The following is a 15741-nucleotide window of genomic DNA, read 5'->3' on the forward strand; positions in this document are numbered from 1 at the left end:
TCGATCCCCGCGACGGAGCCGCCCGCGGCCGTGCGCAGCCCGACGGCCACGGCGACCGCCTCCTCGTCGTCCAGGAGGAGCGGCGGCATGGCCTTGCCCGCGGACAGCCGGTAGCCGCCGATGTTGCCCTGGACGGCGTGGACGGGATAGCCGAGGCGGCGCAGCCGTTCGACGTCGCGGCGGATCGTGCGGGGGGTGACGCCGAGGCGGTCGGCCAGTTCGGGGCCCGGCCACTCGCGCGGGGCCTGGAGCAAGGACAGCAGCCGCAGCAGCCGGTCGGAGGGATCTCGCATGAATTCCATCCTGCCGTCCTAAGAGGACGTTCACTGACCTGTTGGCTTCCTAACGTGAGGGGTGTCGAACGGCAAGCGAGCCGCCGGTCCACGGCGGCGGAGGGAGCACCATGTTGCGAGGGATGGCCACCGTCAACCTGTGGGCGGACGATGTGGAAGCCGCCGGGAGGTGGTACGCCGAACTCCTGGGCGTCGAGCCGTACTTCAAGCGCCCGGACGGCGACCGGCCGGCCGCCTACTACGAGTTCAGGATCGGCGACCACCAGGCCGAGCTCGGCATCATCGACCGGAGCTTCGCCCCACCGGGCGCGCCCGCCGCCCCCGGCGGAGCGGTCCTCCACTGGCACGTCGACGACGTGCAGGCGACCCTGGACCGGCTGCTCTCCCTGGGCGCCGAACCGTACATGCCGGTCACCGAACGAGGCGAGGGGTTCGTCACCGCCGCGGTCATCGACCCGTTCGGCAACGTGCTGGGCTTCATGTACAACCGCCACTACCTGGAGGTCCTGGGCCGATGATGCACTTCGCGGACGCCGCCGCATGGGAGTCGTGGCTGGCCGTGCACCACGGGGACGAGGGAGGCGCCTGGCTGAAGGTCGCCAAGAAGGGATCCGGCGCCGCCTCGCTCATGGTCGGGGAGGCATTGGAGGTCGCGCTGTGCCACGGCTGGATCGACAGCCACCGCAGGGCCTGCGACGACCGGTTCTTCCTGCAGCGGTACTCGCGCCGCCGGAAGGGCAGCCCCTGGTCGCGGGTGAACGTCGAGCGGGTGGAGGCGTTGACCGCCGCGGGGCGGATGCGTCCGCCGGGATTGGCGGAGGTGGCCGCCGCGCAGGCCGACGGCCGCTGGGAGGCGGCCTACGCCTCCCAGCGCGCCGCCACCGTCCCGCCCGACCTGGCCGCGGAGCTGGCGGCCCGCCCGGAGGCCGCGGCCGGCTTCGAGGCGCTCGACAGGACCGGCCGCTACCTGGTGATCCTGCCGCTGCTGAAGGCCAGGACCCCCGCCGGGCGCGCGGCCCGGTTGCAGAAGGCCGTCTCCGCTCTCTCCTCCGGCTGAGGAACAGGCGGTGAAAGCACGGAAGGCCCGGGAGACCGGGCCTTCGGCGCGTACGGGTCAGGCGGTGAGGACGACGGGTTCCTCGTCGGAGGAGGCGGCCGGGGCCGGGGGCCTGCGGAGGAGGCCGGCGGCCAGCAGGGCCAGGCCGAGGAGGGCCCAGGCGGTGAGGACGAGGAGCGGCGCGAGGGCGCCGGCGCCGTCGAAGAAGGTCACCGAGCGCAGGAGGGAGGCGGCGGCGCCGGGCTGGAGGAGCTGGCCGAGGGCGCCCCAGGGCTGGGGGAGGAGCTCGGGGCCGGTGGCGGCGCCGGAGAACGGGTTGCCCAGGAAGAGGAGGGTGAGGGCGCCGACGCCGATGCCGGGAGGGCCGATGAGGGAGGCCAGGCCGGTGATGGGGGCGGCGGTCGCCAGGGACGCCAGGGCGGCGACGGCGGCGACCTCCAGGTAGGAGCCGGGCGTCAGGGACAGCCAGGTGTGGGCGATGAGGGCGGTGAGGAGGCCGCCGGCGACGGCGAAGACCAGGACGCCCAGGAGGCGGTCGCGCACGGTGCGGACCAGGAGGGTCAGTACGGCGGAGGCGGCGATGCCCGACATGACCAGCGGGAGGATCATCGTGGCGAAGCCGGTGCCGCGGGGGTCGTCGGGGTCGGCGGCGACGACGTCCTCGACGGCGGGCGCGGGCGCTCCGGCCTGGGCGGAGGCGATCTGCGCGAGCGCCTGGGCGACCGCCGGGCTCGCGGCGGAGGCGGTGAGGACCTTGGGCCCCTGCGGGGTGACGACGACCGCGCCGTACACCTCCCGGTCCCGGATCGCCTCGCGCGCGGCGGCCTCGTCGGGGTAGGAACTCACCTCGAAGGCGCCGGGCTGGGCCTGCTCCAGGCGCTGGGACAGCTGGGTGACGGCCGCGTCGGGTCCCGCGACGCCCAGGGGCACGTCACGGGGCGCGGTGTTGGCGGACGGCCAGGCGAACGCGAGGACCATCAGGGACTGCACGGCCGCCACGGCCAGGGCGAGCACCAGGGGGTGCGGCCGGGTTTTCATGTCCGGGCTCCTACTGTAAATCGGATGTCCGTTCTCTTAACTGGACCCGATGCTACGCCCGCCCCGGTGTTTGTCAAGAACGAGCATCCGCTTTATTTTTGGCCCCATGCCGAAAGTCAGCCCTGAGCACCTGGAACAGCGCCGTCAGCAGATCATCGAGGCGGCGCTGCGCTGCTTCGCGGCCAAGGGCTTCGCCGGCACCTCGATGCAGGACATCTTCAAAGAGTCCGGCCTGTCGGCGGGCGCGGTGTACCGCTACTTCCCCGCCAAGGCCGATCTCGTCTCCGAGATCGCCAAGCGCAAGCGGGAGGCGGTGCAGTCCGCGCTGCGCGAGGCGCTGGAACGGGAGGAACTGCCCCCGCTGCCGGAGGTCCTCCACGACTTCCTCACGGCCTTCCTGGCGGAGCTGGGGGAGAACGGCAAGCTCCGGGTGCTGCCGGAGGTCTGGGCGGCGGCCCTGCACGACGACGCGATCGGCGTGATCGTCGACGAGGTCCTCACCGGCGTCCGCGGGGTCTGGGCGGAGCTCGCCGTCCGCTACCAGCGGGCGGGCCGCCTGTCCGAGGGCGCCGACCCCGCGGCGATCGGCGCCGTCCTGACCTGCCTCATCCCCGGTTTCGTCATCCAGCGCCTGGTCCTGGGCGACATGGACCCCGAGTTCGTCCGCCGCGGCCTGGAGGGCGTCCTCGGCTTCTCCTGACCGCCCGGACCCGCGTGCCGTCCGCGCGGCCGCCCACGTCCGTGCTGTCCACATAGTGATACACACTTCTCAAGCTTTGAGACGTAGGGTTACAGTCGAGCCATGACGGACCAAGAGAAGTACACCCACGGCCACCACGACTCCGTACTGCGCTCCCACCGCTGGCGCACGGTCGAGAACTCCGCCGCCTACCTGGCCCCGCACCTGGGGCCGGACGACGTCCTGCTGGACGTCGGCTGCGGCCCCGGCAGCATCACGGTCGACCTGGCCTCCCGGGTGGGGAAGGTCGTCGGCGTCGACCTGGCGGCGGAGGTGCTGGAAGAGGCGAGGGCCAAGGCCGAGGGCGTCGCCAACGTCTCCTTCCGGGCCGCCGACGTCTACGAGCTGCCGTTCGAGGACGGCACGTTCGACGTCGTGCACACCCACCAGACGCTGCAGCACGTGGCGGACCCCGTCCGGGCGCTGCGGGAGATGCGCCGGGTGTGCCGGCCGGGCGGGATCGTCGCGGCCCGCGAATCCGACTACGCGGGGAAGGTCTGGTACCCGGCGTCCCCGGAGATCGAGGAGTGGCTGGCGCTGTACGACAGGTGCGCGCGGGCCAACGGGGGGGAGCCGAACGCGGGGCGGCACCTGCTGGCGTGGGCGCACGCGGCGGGCTTCACCGAGGTGACCCCGTCGGCCTCGACGTGGTGCCACGCCACGGAGGAGGAGCGCCGCTGGTGGGGGGAGATGTGGCGCGACCGCATCCTGCGGTCGGCGATGGCCGGGCAGGCGCTGGACTCGGGGTACGCGACCCGGGAGGACCTGGAGCGCATCTCGCGCGGCTGGCAGGCGTTCGCCGACCACCCGGACGGGTGGTTCACCCTGCTGCACGGCGAAATCCTGTGCCGGGCGTAATTTAAAGGTTTCCTTAATTTAAGGCATCCTTGTCCCGCTATGGGGAACTTGATACTGGACCGAATATCCAAGAGCTACGGGGAGCGCAAGGTCCTCGACGGGCTGGGCTTCGAGGTGCGGGAAGGAGAGCTGTTCGGGTTCGTCGGCAGCAACGGCGCAGGCAAGACCACCACGATGCGGATCGTGCTGGGCGTGCTGGCCGCCGACTCGGGGACCGTCAGCTGGGGCGGCGCCCCGCTGGACGAGTCGAGCCGCCGCGAGATCGGCTACATGCCCGAGGAGCGCGGCCTCTACCCGAAGATGAAGGTGCGCGAGCAGCTCGTCTACCTGGCCCGGCTGCGGGGCAGGTCGCCGCAGGACGCGCGGCGGGCGGCCGAAGAGTGGATGGAGCGGCTCGGCGTCGCCGAGCGCGGCGGCGACGAGGTGGAGAAGCTCAGCCTCGGCAACCAGCAGCGCGTCCAGCTCGCGGCCGCGCTCGTCCACGACCCGAAGATCCTCGTCCTGGACGAGCCCTTCTCCGGCCTGGACCCGGTGGCCGTCGACGTGATGAGCCAGGTGCTGCGCGACAAGAGCGCCGAAGGCGTTCCCGTCGTCTTCTCCAGCCACCAGCTCGACCTCGTCGAACGGCTCTGCGACCGGGTCGGCATCATCCGCGGCGGCGCGATGGTCGCCGTCGGCACCACGGCCGAACTGCAGGAGCAGGGCCAGGCGAAGCTGCTCTGCCGGGTGGAGGGCGCGCCGGACGGCTGGGCCGAGACCGTGCCGGGCGTCCTGGCCCGGGAGGGCGACCTGTTCACCCTCGCCCCCGGCGCGGACGAGCAGCACCTGCTGCGCGCCGCCCTGGCGGCCGGGCAGGTCCGCGAGTTCAGCTGGCGGCGCCCGACGCTCACCGAACTGTTCCGCGACGTCGTGACGGGGGATAAGGCGTGAACTCACTGACAGAGGTACGGCTCATCGCCGGCCGGGAACTCGCCCGCCTGCGGTCGAAGATGTTCGTCATCAGCACCGCGGTGATGATGATCGTCGTGGCCGGGATCCTGGTCGCGCTGAAGCTCATGGGCGGCTCGGCGACGAAGGTCGGCTTCGTGGAGGAGGGCTTCGGCGGCCAGGTCACCGCCGTGGCCACGGCCATGGAGGTCGAGACGGAGAGCAGGACCGTCTCCTCCCGTGAGGAGGGCGAACGGCTGGTCCGCGACGGCGAGCTGGACGCGCTGGTGCTCGACGCCCCGCTGCGGATGGTCGTCAAGGGCGAGCCCGACGAGCGGCTGCGGGCGGCCCTGTCCGCGCTGGCCCAGCAGTCGGCGCTGAACGGCGAGCTGGCCAAGGCGGGGGTCGACCCGGCGCAGGTGAACCAGGCGGTCGCCGGGGCCTCCGTCGAGGTGGTCTCCATGGAGGGCGTCGACGAGCTGCGCGACACCCGGCTGGGCCTGGCGATGGCGCTGTCGGTCCTGCTGTTCATCATGCTGCAGGCGTCGGGGATCATGGTCGCCCAGGGCGTGGTCGAGGAGAAGTCCAGCCGCGTGGTGGAACTGCTGCTCAGCTCGGTGCGCCCCTGGCAGCTCATGGCGGGCAAGGTGCTCGGACTCGGCCTCCTCGGCTTCATCCAGATGGGCCTGGTCGTGGCGACGGCGGCCGGGGCGCAGATCGCCACCGGGGCGCTCGAGCTGCCGGGCGGCGAACTGGCGGGGACCATCGTGTGGTCGCTGGCCTGGTTCACCGCCGGGTACACGGTGTACGCGCTGCTCTACGCGGCGCTCGCGGCGACCGTCTCCCGCCAGGAGGACATCAGCGGCGTGAGCGCGCCCGTCCAGGTCATGCTGATGGCCGGCTACTTCATGTGCTTCACGCTGGTGCCGAACGATCCGGAGGGGCCCCTGGTCCAGGCGCTGTCGTTCATCCCGTTCTTCGCACCGCTCCTCATGCCCGTCCGCGCCGTCTACGGCGCGCCGGTGTGGGAGCAGGCGGCCTCCCTCGGCGTGACCCTGGTGGTGATCGGCGTGCTGGTCTGGCTCGCCGGGCGGATCTACGCCAACTCGGTGCTGCGCACCGGCGGCCGGGTCGGCCTGAAGGAGGCTATGCGCGCCGGCGATTAGCCAGCGCGACGGTGTTGACGTGCCCGAGGGGACCGGACGGGTCGTACAGGACGCAGTGGCCGGAGGCGATGCCGTCCGCCGACAGGTGGCCGCCCGCCTCCAGGCCCACGAAGTCCCCCTCGGGCAGGCGCGCGAGGTTCAGGCTGTAGTCGGCGTTGATGTGGTTCAGCCCGCGCGTGCTCCAGTGCGCGAGCGGGCTGGCCAGGTCGGCGGCGAGCGCCACGCGCGTGAACGGCGAGAGCTCCTCGCCCTCCACCAGGGGGTGCGTCTCGCGCATCCAGACCCGCCGGCGCTGCTCCCGGTTCCAGTCGCCGTCGTCCTCGCCGATCCGCCACATCGCGAAGGTCGGCGTGCTCCCGCCGCTGCGCGGGTTGGGCTCGCCCAGCTCTTCGGGCGCCGGCACGTCCCACGCTTCGGGCGCCCAGGAGGTGCCCGGCGGCTGCCCGCCGGGCCGGAGCATGACGCAGCTCGCCCGCGCGATCGTCCCGTCGGGCCCGTCGACGAAGGCGTCCACCACCCGGATCCGCCGCCCGTCCCGCACGAGCGCGGTGGTCACCGTCAGGGGCACGAGCTTGCTGCTGCGGTACAGGTCGACCGTCAGCCGCGCCGGGCGCAGCTCCGCCGTGCCGTGCTCGGCCTCGACGGCGCGGGCCAGCAGTCCGCCCAGCAGCCGCCCGTGCAGCATGTCGGGCGCCCAGGGGCCGCGGGCGTGGGGGGCGGGCAGCAGTTCGGAGCCGGAGCGCGTGAAGAACGGAGGCACGGGCCCATCATGCCCGCCCGCCGCGGGCGCCTCCGCACCCGGGTCCGCCCGAAAAAGATCACGGTCTCCGGCACCACCGCGCCGCGGTGCCGGACGACCGTCGAGACAGACGTTATCGCGGGCGGAGGGCCCGCGAGTTATCCGATCGTGAACTGTTTGTTAAGCGGCTCAGCCGTAGCGCCGCCGACGCGGTCAGCCGTACCGCTTCATCTCGTGGAAGAAGCCCGGGACGGTGGTGAGGTCGCCGGAGGCGGTGACCTGGTCGTAGACGTAGCGGGCCACGGCGAGGTCGAGGACGCCCAGGCCGAAGGGGGAGAAGATGACCGGCTTGTCGGCGGGCGGGGTGGTCTTCCCGGTCAGCACGTCGTAGAGGGTGCCGTCGACGAAGTCGCGGTTGCCGGTCTTCTGCTCGGCGAGGTGGGGGGAGGTGTTGGCCTTCAGGCAGTGGTCGACGTCGTCGACGACGTTGTAGGCCGACAGGATGATCTCGGGGGAGAAGTCGCGCAGCGAGACGTGCAGGACGAGGGGGTTGTGCGCGAGCAGCTCCGGGTCGAGGATGTGCGGCTCGCCCGCCACCGTCGCCAGGACGATGAGGTCCGAGGAGGTGAGCAGCGACTCCACGGTGTCGTGGATGGTGACCGAGCCCTTCTCGGTGCGCTCCAGGTAGCCCTTGAAGCCCTCGGCGTGCTCGCGGGAGAGGTCGAAGACGCCCAGCTCGTCGAACTCCAGGCCGTTGCCCGCCAGGTAGGTGTGCAGGTAGCGGGCGATGAGGCCGACGCCGACGAAGCCCACCTTGCGCGGGGTGACGCCGCGCTTCTCGGCCAGCGTGACCGCGGCCAGCGCGGCGGACGCCGCGGTGCGGGCGGCGCTGATGATCGAGCTCTCCAGGCAGGCGAACGGGTAGCCGGTCTCGGTGTCGTTGAGGATCAGCACGGCGCTGGCGCGGGGGATGCCGGCCGCGACGTTGTCGGGGAAGGAGGAGATCCACTTGATGCCGTGCACGTTCACGTCGCCCTTGACGCTGGCGGGCAGCGCGATGATCCGGCTGTTGGGCCGGTCGGGGAAGCGCAGGAAGTAGCTGTCGGGGTTGACCGTCTGGGCCTCGCCGTGCAGGCGGTAGGCCGCCTCGACCATGTCCGTCAGCTGCTTCTCGCGGCCGTGGAGGGCGTTGTGCACCTGCTCTCCGGAGATGACGGAGAACGCGGGGGCCTGGGTCATGGGACTGCTCCAAACGAGGGGACGGACACCAACGGGGACGGCGGACCCCCGGAGGGGTCCGCCGGAGACGGGGGGAGGCTCACTCGGGGTCGAGGACGCCGAAGTGCTCGGTGACCCAGTCTTCCTGGTAGAGGGAGTCTAGGTAACGTTCGCCCAGATCGGGGGAGATCGCCACGGCCACCGGCTCCTCGCCGGGGTACTTCTCGTTCAGCCAGCGCCGGGCGCCGCTGATCACGGTGCCGGTGGAGCCGCCGAAGAGGAAGCCGCGGGTCGCCAGGCGGTGGCAGGTGCGGATGGTGTCGGGCTCGGCGACGTGCACCACGTCGTCGATGAAGGACTCGTCGACCAGCTCGGGCCGGGTGCTGGTGCCCAGCCCGGGGACCATGCGCCGCTCGGGGACGCCGCCGAAGGTGACCGAGCCCACCGCGTCGACCGCCACGATCGTGACGGGCCTGCGGTTCTCCTTGAAATAGCGGGCGCAGCCCATGAGCGTGCCCGTGGTGCCCGCCCCGACGAACAGCACGTCGAGGTCGGGAAAGGCGCGGTCGATGGCCGGCGCGGTGTGGCGGTGGTGGGCGCGCCAGTTGTTCGGATTGGCGTACTGGTTCAACCAGACATATCGGTCACTGGAGGAGCAGAGCTCCCGCACATAACCGATGCGGCTCTCCAGATAACCGCCGTTGGCGTCCTTTCGGGTGATGACCCTGACCTCGGCGCCCAGGGCCCGCATGACCCGCTGGGAGGCGGTGTTGCAGCGCGGGTCGGTGACGCAGACGAAGCGGTAGCCCTTGCTGGCGGAGATCGTGGCCAGGGCGATGCCCAGGTTGCCCGACGAGGACTCCACCAGCACCGATCCCGCGGTGAGCACGCCGCTGCGCTCGGCCGCCGCGATCATCTCGGCCGCGGCCTTGAGCTTCACCGAGCCGGCGAAGTTGAACCCCTCGCACTTGAGGTACAGCGGGGAATCGAGGACGGGCCGAAGATCGACGTACAGGTCCTCGACGTTGAACTCCTGCGGAGAGCTGATAATAGGCACGTTGCCCGGCACCCTCTGTATGACAACAACCGACTGACAATTGAACGGCCAGAGGAACTGGCATCCGCCCGGGCCGGGCAGGTCATCCCGCCACCTTTTCGGAAATCCGCCCCCGCGAACCTTCGGCCGGAAATTCTCCGTTTTCCCGCGCCCCCTCGGCCGCAAGCCGAGACCTCTTTCCGAAAATCCCGCCGGCCCTGCGAAAAACCTGTGGCGCGCTCCCTCTTCTCGGGTGACGAAGTGACCCCTATCACCGTAGCGCTGATTACCGTACAGTAGGGCATCTTGCCCTGCAAGCCCCGTCTATCATCTAAAGCACACTTAATCGGCTAATCGCCGGAGGGTTGGGAGCGGATTCGTGACGATCTTGGATGGACTGCTCGAGCAAACCTCTCTGCCGGAGCTCGCCATCTCCGAGGGAGAGGTCGAGCGCGCGCGGAAGTTCGCCATGAGCCGTGTGCACGAGGTCGACTTGTCCGACGCGGTGATCACCCGGGTGGAGCGCATCGCCGCCGCCGGTGACCGCCCCGCCGTGCGCGACGAGACCCGTGCCCTCTCCTATGCCGAACTGGCGGCCGAGGCGCGCCGGATCGCCGCGCTGCTGGAGCGCGAGGGCGTGCGCCCCGGCATGGTCGTGGCGGTCGGAGGTGTACGCAGCGTCACCGTCATCGCCGCCTTCCTGGCGCTGGAGCTGCTCGGCGCGGTCTACGTCCCCGCGGACGCCAACTGGCCGGCCAGGCGCGTGTCCGGCGTGCTGGAGCAGGCCGGCGCGGTGCTGCTGCTCACCAGCGACCCCGGCGAGACCACTCCCGCGCTGGTGGAGGGCGCCGCCGAGGCGGGGGTGCGGATCGTGCGGGCGCTCGAGGCGGCGGACTGCCCGCCGTGGGAGGGCGAGGCCCGCCTGGACGGCCTCGACCAGCCCCGCTACATGCTCTTCACCTCCGGTTCCACCGGCAAGCCCAAGGGGGCGGTGGTCGAGCACCAGGGCATGGTCAACCACATCTACGCCAAGATCGTCGACCTGGGGATGACCGACCGGGACACGGTCGCCCAGACCGCGCCGCTGGGCTTCGACATCTCCATCTGGCAGATGCTCTGCCCGCTGGTCAACGGCGGCCAGGTGCACGTGGTCAGCGACGAGGTCTCCTACGACTCGGTGGCCTTCGCCGACGTGATCGACGGGCAGCGGATCACCATCGTGGAGCTGGTCCCCACCATGGTCAGGCTGCTGCTGGACGACCTGGCCGCGCACGGGGGCACCCGGTTGTCGGGGCTGCGCTGGATGCTGGCCACCGGCGAGGAGCTGCCCACCGAGGTGGCGCGCCGCTGGCTGCTGGAGATGCCGCAGGCGGGGCTGGTCAACGCCTACGGGCCCACCGAGTGCTCCGACGACGTGACACACCACACCGTCACTCTGGGTGATCTGGAGCTGCTGCGGCTGCCCATCGGCACCCCGGTGGTCAACACCGATCTGTACGTCCTGCGCAAGGAGGAGGACGGGCACTGGTACGCCTGCGAGCCGGGGGAGACCGGCGAGCTGTTCGTGGGCGGCCACGGCGTGGGCCGCGGCTACCTGGGCGATCACGAGCGCACCCGCGACGCGTTCTTCCGCTCGCCCTTCGGCCCGTCCCTGACCGGCCGGCTCTACCGCACGGGCGACGCGGTGAAGGTGCTCCCACAAGGGTCTTTGCAGTACCTGGGCCGGGTCGACCGGCAGGTGAAGATCGCCGGCGTCCGGATGGAGCTGGGCGAGATCGAGGCGGTGCTCCAGCGCCACCCCAGCGTCGGCGCCGTGGCGGTGGTGGTGCACGACTTCGCCACAGGACGGTAACGGCCGGGTCGCCGCGGAGGGCCTGTTGTCACCGGGTGCCGGGTCGCCCGGTGACGGAACGGTCACGCAGCTCGTTTCTTGTCACCTCGGTGAGTAATCCCTCCCGTTAAGTTCCGCTTATGGGAGGATTGCGAAGCATGTTGCAGGCTGGTTGACTGTGACCTCGCTACGCATAAGTAGTGGATCAGGGGGCTTCACGGCACGGGCGGCGACCGTAAACGGGCAATGGCGGCGACCGTACCGAGTTTGTGAACGTTGTGTGGAAAGGGGCCGGGCATCCGCTTTCTAGATTGGTAACCCGTCACACACAACTGAAATCACCCCGCCATCGCGAAAGCCATTCTTCATGTCGTCTTCAGAGCTTCTTCCGTTGTCGGCCGCACAGCAGTCGGTTTGGTATGCGCAACAGCTGAACCCGGAAATCCCGATCTGCGTAGCGCAGTACATCGAGATCGAGGGGCCCTTCGATCCCGCGGTGTTCGAGGAGACGGTCAGGATCGGCGCCCACGAGGGCGAGGCATTGTGGTTCCGACTGGTGGAGAAGGACGGGATTCCCCACCAGACGATCGACCACGCGCCGCCGACGGCACTTCCCCTCATCGATTTCAGCGCCGAGGACGACCCGCGCGCGGCGGCCACGGCCTGGATCGAGGCCGAGGTGCACGGCCCCATCGACCTGATGGGCGACGAGTTGTACGTGAGCCGCCTCCTGCGGCTCTCCCCCGACCTGCACTGGTGGTTCATGCGCGGCCACCACATCATGATCGACGGCTACGCGGGCGCGTTCCTCAACCGGCGGGGTTCGGAGGTCTACGCGGCGCTGGCGGCCGGCGAGGAGTACGTCCCGCAGCGGCACGGCGACTACCGCGCCCTGCTGGAGGAGGAGGCCGCCTACCGCGGGTCCGCGCGGTACGAGGCCGACCGGGCGTACTGGACCGAGCGGTTCGCCGACCGGCCCGACGTCGTCTCCCTGACCGAGCGCACCGCCGCCCCCACCGACCGGTACCTGCGCCGCACCGTCATGCTCGGCCAGGAGGAGACGCGGCGGCTGGCCGCGGGCGCCCGCGCGCTGCGCACCGCCACCCCGGGCCTGGCCATCGCCGCCTCCGCCGCCCTGGTCGCCAAGACCACCGGGACCGAGGACGTCGTCCTCGGCATCGCGGTCACCGGCCGCGTCACCCGGCTCGCGCGCGAGACGCCCACCCACATGTCCTCGATCCTGCCGCTGCGGGTGCACGTGCGGCCGGACATGACGATCGAGGAGCTGACCCGGCAGGCCTCCCGCGCCACCGCCCGGCTGCTGCGCCACCAGCGCTACCGGCGCGAGGACCTCATCCGCGACCTCAAGCTGCTCGGCCGGCGCATCCACGGCCCGGTCATCAACATCATGGCCTACGACTACACCGCCGACTGGGGCGGGTTGAAGGCCACCCAGCACCCGCTGAGCAACGGCCCGATCGAGGACCTGGCGATCGCCATCTTCGACGCCGCCGACGGGCGCGGCGCGCGCATCGACTTCGACGCCCACCCCGAGCTGTACACCGAGGCGGAGGTCGAGGCCCACCAGGGGCGCTACCTGCGGCTGCTCAAGGCGATGGCCGAGGTCGACCCCGCCACCCGGCTGTGCGACCTGGACCTGCTGGACGACGCCGAGCGCGACCTGCTCCTGCGGTCCTGGAACGACACCGCGCTCGAGGTCGCCGAGGGCACCGTCCCCGAGCTGTTCCGCGCCCAGGCGCGGCGCACCCCCGACGCCGTCGCCGTCTGCGACGCCGAGGCCTCCTGGACCTACCGCGAGCTCGACGAGCGCTCCGACCGGCTGGCCGGCCTACTGGCCCGGCACGGCGTGCGGCGCGGCGGCGTGGTCGGGATCTCCCTGCCGCGCGGCGTCCACCTGGCCGCGGCGGCCCTGGCCGCCCTCAAGGCCGGCGCCGCCTACCTGCCGATCGACCCGGCCTACCCGGCCGACCGCATCGCCTACATGGTCCAGGACGCCGCCCCGGCGGTCGTCTTGGCCGCCGGGACCGCCCACCTGCCGGACGGCGTGACCGCCCTGGACCCCAGGGAGGTGCCCGAGGGGGAGGCCGGCCCCGTCGCCGAGGCGCCGCACCCCCTGGACGCCGCGTACGTCATCTACACCTCCGGTTCCACCGGACGGCCCAAGGGCGTGGTGGTCTCGCACGCCAACGTGGTGGACTTCTGCGCCTGGGCGGCCGAGGACTTCGGGTACGAGCGGCTGCGCCACGTCCTGTGGTCGACCTCCCTGAACTTCGACGTCTCGGTCTTCGAATGGCTCGCCCCGCTCACCGTCGGCGGCCGCGTCGAGGTCGTGCGCGACCTGCTGGAGCTGGCCGAGCGCGGCGGCTGGCGCGGCTCCCTCGTCAGCGGCGTGCCCTCGGCGATGGCCGCGGTGCTCGCCCAGGGCGGGCTGGATCTGGCGGCGGACGACGTCGTGCTGGCCGGGGAGGCGCTGCCGCCGCAGCTCGTGCGCAGGCTGCGCGAACTGGTGCCCGGCGCCCGGATCTCCAACATCTACGGGCCGACCGAGGCCACCGTCTACACCGTCGGCTGGTTCGACGACGGCAACCCCGAGGGCCTGGCCCCGATCGGCCGCCCGCTGGCCAACACCCGCGCCTACATCCTGGACGCCGGGCTGCGGCCCGTCCCCGCCGGCGTGCCCGGCGAGCTGTACCTGGCCGGAGCGGGCCTGGCCCGCGGCTACCTGGGCCGCCCCGGCCTGACCGCCGAGCGCTTCGTGGCCTGCCCGTTCGGCGACGGCGAGCGCATGTACCGCACCGGCGACCTGGCCCGCTGGAACGCCGCCGGGGACATCGAGTACCTCGGCAGGCTCGACCACCAGGTCAAGGTCCGCGGGTTCCGCATCGAGCTGGGCGAGATCGAGGCGGCGCTGACCGCCCATCCGGAGGTCGCCCAGGCCGCCGTGCTGGCCCGCGAGGACGAGCCCGGCCTCACCCGCATCGTCGGCTACGTCGTGCCGGCGCCCGGCGCCGAGCCGGACACCGCGCGGCTGCGCGGGTTCGTCGCCGGACGCCTGCCCGAGTACATGGTCCCCGCGGCGGTCCTGGCGCTGGAGGCCTTCCCGCTGAACCCCAACGGCAAGCTGGAGCGGGCGGCGCTGCCCGTCCCCGACTTCGCCGCCGAGGCCGGGGAGAGCCGCCCGCCGCGCGACCGCACCGAGGAACTGCTCTGCGGGATCTTCGCGGAGGTCCTCGGCCTCCAGAAGGTCGGGATCGACGACGACTTCTTCGGCCTGGGCGGCGACTCGCTGCTGGCCACCCGGGCGGTCGCCCGGATCCGCACGGCGACCCGCGCGGACCTGTCGATCCGCGCCATGTTCGAGGCGCCGACCGTCGCGGAGCTGGCCGCCCTGGTCTCCGGCGCGGCCGGTTCGGCCCACGACCGCCCGCCACTGACCGCGGTGGAGCGCCCCGAGCTGGTGCCGGTCTCCTACGCCCAGCAGCGCCTGTGGTTCCTCCACGAGCTGGAGGGCCCGTCGGCGACCTACAACATGCCGATCCCGCTGCGACTGTCGGGCAGGCTCGACCTCCCGGCGGTCCAGGCCGCGCTGAACGACGTCGCCGCCCGCCACGAGTCGCTGCGGACGGTCTTCACCGCCGTCGACGGCGAGCCGTTCCAGCGGGTCCTGCCCCGCGCCGAGGTCCCGCTCACCCTCGCCGACACCGACCCCGAGGACCTGCACGGCGCCCTCTACATGGACGCCACCCGCGGCTTCGACCTGGCGGGGGAGATCCCGGTGCGCGCCCACGTGCACCGCCTCGGTCCGGACGAGCACCTGCTCCTGCTGGTCCTGCACCACATCGCCGGGGACGGCTGGTCGCTGGCGCCGCTGGCGCGGGACGTCATCACCGCCTACGCCTCCCGTTCGGCGGGCCTGGCGCCGGCCTGGGAGCCGCTGCCCGTCCAGTACGGCGACTACGCGCTCTGGCAGCGGGAGCTGTTCGGCTCCGAGGACGACCCCGAGAGCCTGGTGTCGGCGCAGATCCGCTACTGGAGCCGCCAGCTGGCAGGCCTGCCCGACCAGCTCGCCCTGCCGGCCGACCGGCCCCGTCCCGAACGCGCCTCCTACCGGGGCGGCCAGGTCTCCTTCGAGATCTCCGAGGAGACCCTGACGGGCCTGCGGGAACTGGCCTACGCCACGCACGGCAGCCTCTTCATGGTGCTGCAGGCGGGTCTGGCGGCGCTGCTGTCCCGGCTGGGCGCGGGCACCGACATCCCGCTCGGCTCGCCCATCGCCGGACGCACCGAGAGCGCCCTGGACGGGTTGGTCGGCGTCTTCGTCAACACCCTCGTCCTGCGCGCGGACGTCTCCGGCGACCCCACCTTCCGCGAGCTGCTGGGACGCGTCCGCGACACCGACCTGGCCGCCTACGCCCACCAGGAGCTGCCGTTCGAGCGCCTGGTGGAGATCCTCAACCCGGCGCGCTCCCTGGCGCGGCACCCGCTGTTCCAGGTGATGCTCACCCTCCAGAACAACCCGCCCGCGAAGGTGGAGCTGGACGGCCTGACCGTCTCGGTCGAGCCCGTCGACCCCGGCGTCGCCAAGTTCGACCTGGAGTTCCTGCTGGAGGAGCGTCCCGGTGGCGGCCTGTCCGGCACCCTGGAGTACGCCCGCGACCTGTTCGACGAGCGGAGCGCGGCGGACCTGGCCCGCTGGCTCGGCCAGGTGCTCGACACGGTGGTCGCCGACCCCGGCGTGCGGGTCGGCGCGATGGCGCTGCCGGAGGTCGACGAGCGGCGGCTGCGGGCGCCCGCCCCGGTCCCCGCGCCCCGCCCGCG

At 72.0% G+C, this 15741-nt stretch carries 13 protein-coding genes; 8 read left to right on the top strand and 5 right to left on the bottom strand.

The window, feature by feature from the left end; translation table 11 throughout:
* Positions 1-293, bottom strand: a 293-nt coding sequence (locus ABD140_RS38875) for a helix-turn-helix transcriptional regulator (protein WP_344247893.1), incomplete at its 3' end; no start/stop codon positions are given.
* A gap of 110 nt (positions 294-403) precedes the next feature.
* Between ABD140_RS38875 and ABD140_RS38880 the strand changes: the two genes are divergently transcribed.
* Both ABD140_RS38880 and ABD140_RS38885 read left to right on the top strand, forming a co-directional pair.
* On the top strand, positions 404-811 hold the full coding sequence (locus ABD140_RS38880; protein WP_344247895.1) for a VOC family protein: 408 nt from the start codon (positions 404-406) through the stop codon (positions 809-811).
* Positions 808-1350, top strand: coding sequence for a YdeI/OmpD-associated family protein (locus ABD140_RS38885; protein WP_344247897.1), 543 nt, complete (start codon positions 808-810; stop codon positions 1348-1350). The genes ABD140_RS38880 and ABD140_RS38885 overlap by 4 nt, the downstream gene beginning before the upstream one ends.
* Before the next feature lie 57 nt (positions 1351-1407).
* Here the strand turns inward: ABD140_RS38885 and ABD140_RS38890 are convergent, their stop codons facing one another.
* Entirely contained in the window at positions 1408-2388 is a 981-nt protein-coding gene (locus ABD140_RS38890) for a hypothetical protein (RefSeq protein WP_344247899.1), read from the bottom strand.
* Between the two features lie 106 nt (positions 2389-2494).
* Here ABD140_RS38890 and ABD140_RS38895 point away from each other — a divergent pair, with 106 nt between their 5' ends.
* The 4 genes from ABD140_RS38895 (at position 2495) to ABD140_RS38910 (ending at position 6078) form a co-directional block, all read left to right on the top strand.
* On the top strand, positions 2495-3088 hold the full coding sequence (locus ABD140_RS38895) for a TetR/AcrR family transcriptional regulator (RefSeq protein WP_344247901.1): 594 nt from the start codon (positions 2495-2497) through the stop codon (positions 3086-3088).
* A gap of 102 nt (positions 3089-3190) precedes the next feature.
* A complete protein-coding gene (locus tag ABD140_RS38900) occupies positions 3191-3985 on the top strand; it encodes a class I SAM-dependent methyltransferase (RefSeq protein WP_344247903.1) in 795 nt (264 codons plus the stop codon).
* A 39-nt stretch (positions 3986-4024) separates the two neighbouring features.
* Entirely contained in the window at positions 4025-4915 is an 891-nt protein-coding gene (locus tag ABD140_RS38905) for an ABC transporter ATP-binding protein (protein WP_344247905.1), read from the top strand.
* A complete protein-coding gene (locus tag ABD140_RS38910) occupies positions 4912-6078 on the top strand; it encodes an ABC transporter permease (protein ID WP_344247907.1) in 1167 nt (388 codons plus the stop codon). Before ABD140_RS38905 ends, ABD140_RS38910 begins: the two co-directional genes overlap by 4 nt.
* On the opposite strand, the gene ABD140_RS38915 is transcribed toward ABD140_RS38910, so the two are convergent.
* From ABD140_RS38915 to sbnA, 3 genes are all read right to left on the bottom strand, one after another.
* Positions 6059-6838: an acyl-CoA thioesterase domain-containing protein gene (locus ABD140_RS38915; RefSeq protein WP_344247909.1), complete on the bottom strand. Its 780-nt coding sequence runs from the start codon at positions 6836-6838 to the stop codon at positions 6059-6061. The genes ABD140_RS38910 and ABD140_RS38915 overlap by 20 nt on opposite strands.
* 192 nt (positions 6839-7030) lie before the next feature.
* On the bottom strand, positions 7031-8056 hold the full coding sequence (gene sbnB, locus ABD140_RS38920; RefSeq protein ID WP_344247910.1) for a 2,3-diaminopropionate biosynthesis protein SbnB: 1026 nt from the start codon (positions 8054-8056) through the stop codon (positions 7031-7033).
* A 79-nt stretch (positions 8057-8135) separates the two neighbouring features.
* Positions 8136-9092, bottom strand: a complete 957-nt coding sequence (sbnA, locus tag ABD140_RS38925; RefSeq protein ID WP_344247912.1) for a 2,3-diaminopropionate biosynthesis protein SbnA — start codon at positions 9090-9092, stop codon at positions 8136-8138.
* Between the two features lie 358 nt (positions 9093-9450).
* Between sbnA and ABD140_RS38930 the strand changes: the two genes are divergently transcribed.
* Positions 9451-10923 (top strand): amino acid adenylation domain-containing protein, encoded by a 1473-nt coding sequence (locus ABD140_RS38930; RefSeq protein ID WP_344247914.1) that lies wholly within the window; start codon positions 9451-9453, stop codon positions 10921-10923.
* A gap of 346 nt (positions 10924-11269) precedes the next feature.
* On the top strand, positions 11270-15741 hold a 4472-nt coding region (locus tag ABD140_RS38935; protein WP_344247916.1), incomplete at its 3' end, for an amino acid adenylation domain-containing protein.

It is taken from the genome of Actinocorallia libanotica (assembly GCF_039525175.1).
GTDB lineage: Bacteria > Actinomycetota > Actinomycetes > Streptosporangiales > Streptosporangiaceae > Actinocorallia > Actinocorallia libanotica.

Excerpts from the sequence above, each read along its gene's own strand:
- ABD140_RS38900 (WP_344247903.1), top strand. The coding sequence starts at position 3,191 with ATGACGGACCAAGAGAAGTACACCCACGGCCACCACGACTCCGTACTG.
- ABD140_RS38880 (WP_344247895.1), top strand. The coding sequence starts at position 404 with ATGTTGCGAGGGATGGCCACCGTCAACCTGTGGGCGGACGATGTGGAA.
- ABD140_RS38895 (WP_344247901.1), top strand. The coding sequence starts at position 2,495 with ATGCCGAAAGTCAGCCCTGAGCACCTGGAACAGCGCCGTCAGCAGATC.
- sbnB (WP_344247910.1), bottom strand. The coding sequence starts at position 8,056 with ATGACCCAGGCCCCCGCGTTCTCCGTCATCTCCGGAGAGCAGGTGCAC.
- ABD140_RS38905 (WP_344247905.1), top strand. The coding sequence starts at position 4,025 with ATGGGGAACTTGATACTGGACCGAATATCCAAGAGCTACGGGGAGCGC.
- ABD140_RS38885 (WP_344247897.1), top strand. The coding sequence starts at position 808 with ATGATGCACTTCGCGGACGCCGCCGCATGGGAGTCGTGGCTGGCCGTG.
- ABD140_RS38890 (WP_344247899.1), bottom strand. The coding sequence starts at position 2,388 with ATGAAAACCCGGCCGCACCCCCTGGTGCTCGCCCTGGCCGTGGCGGCC.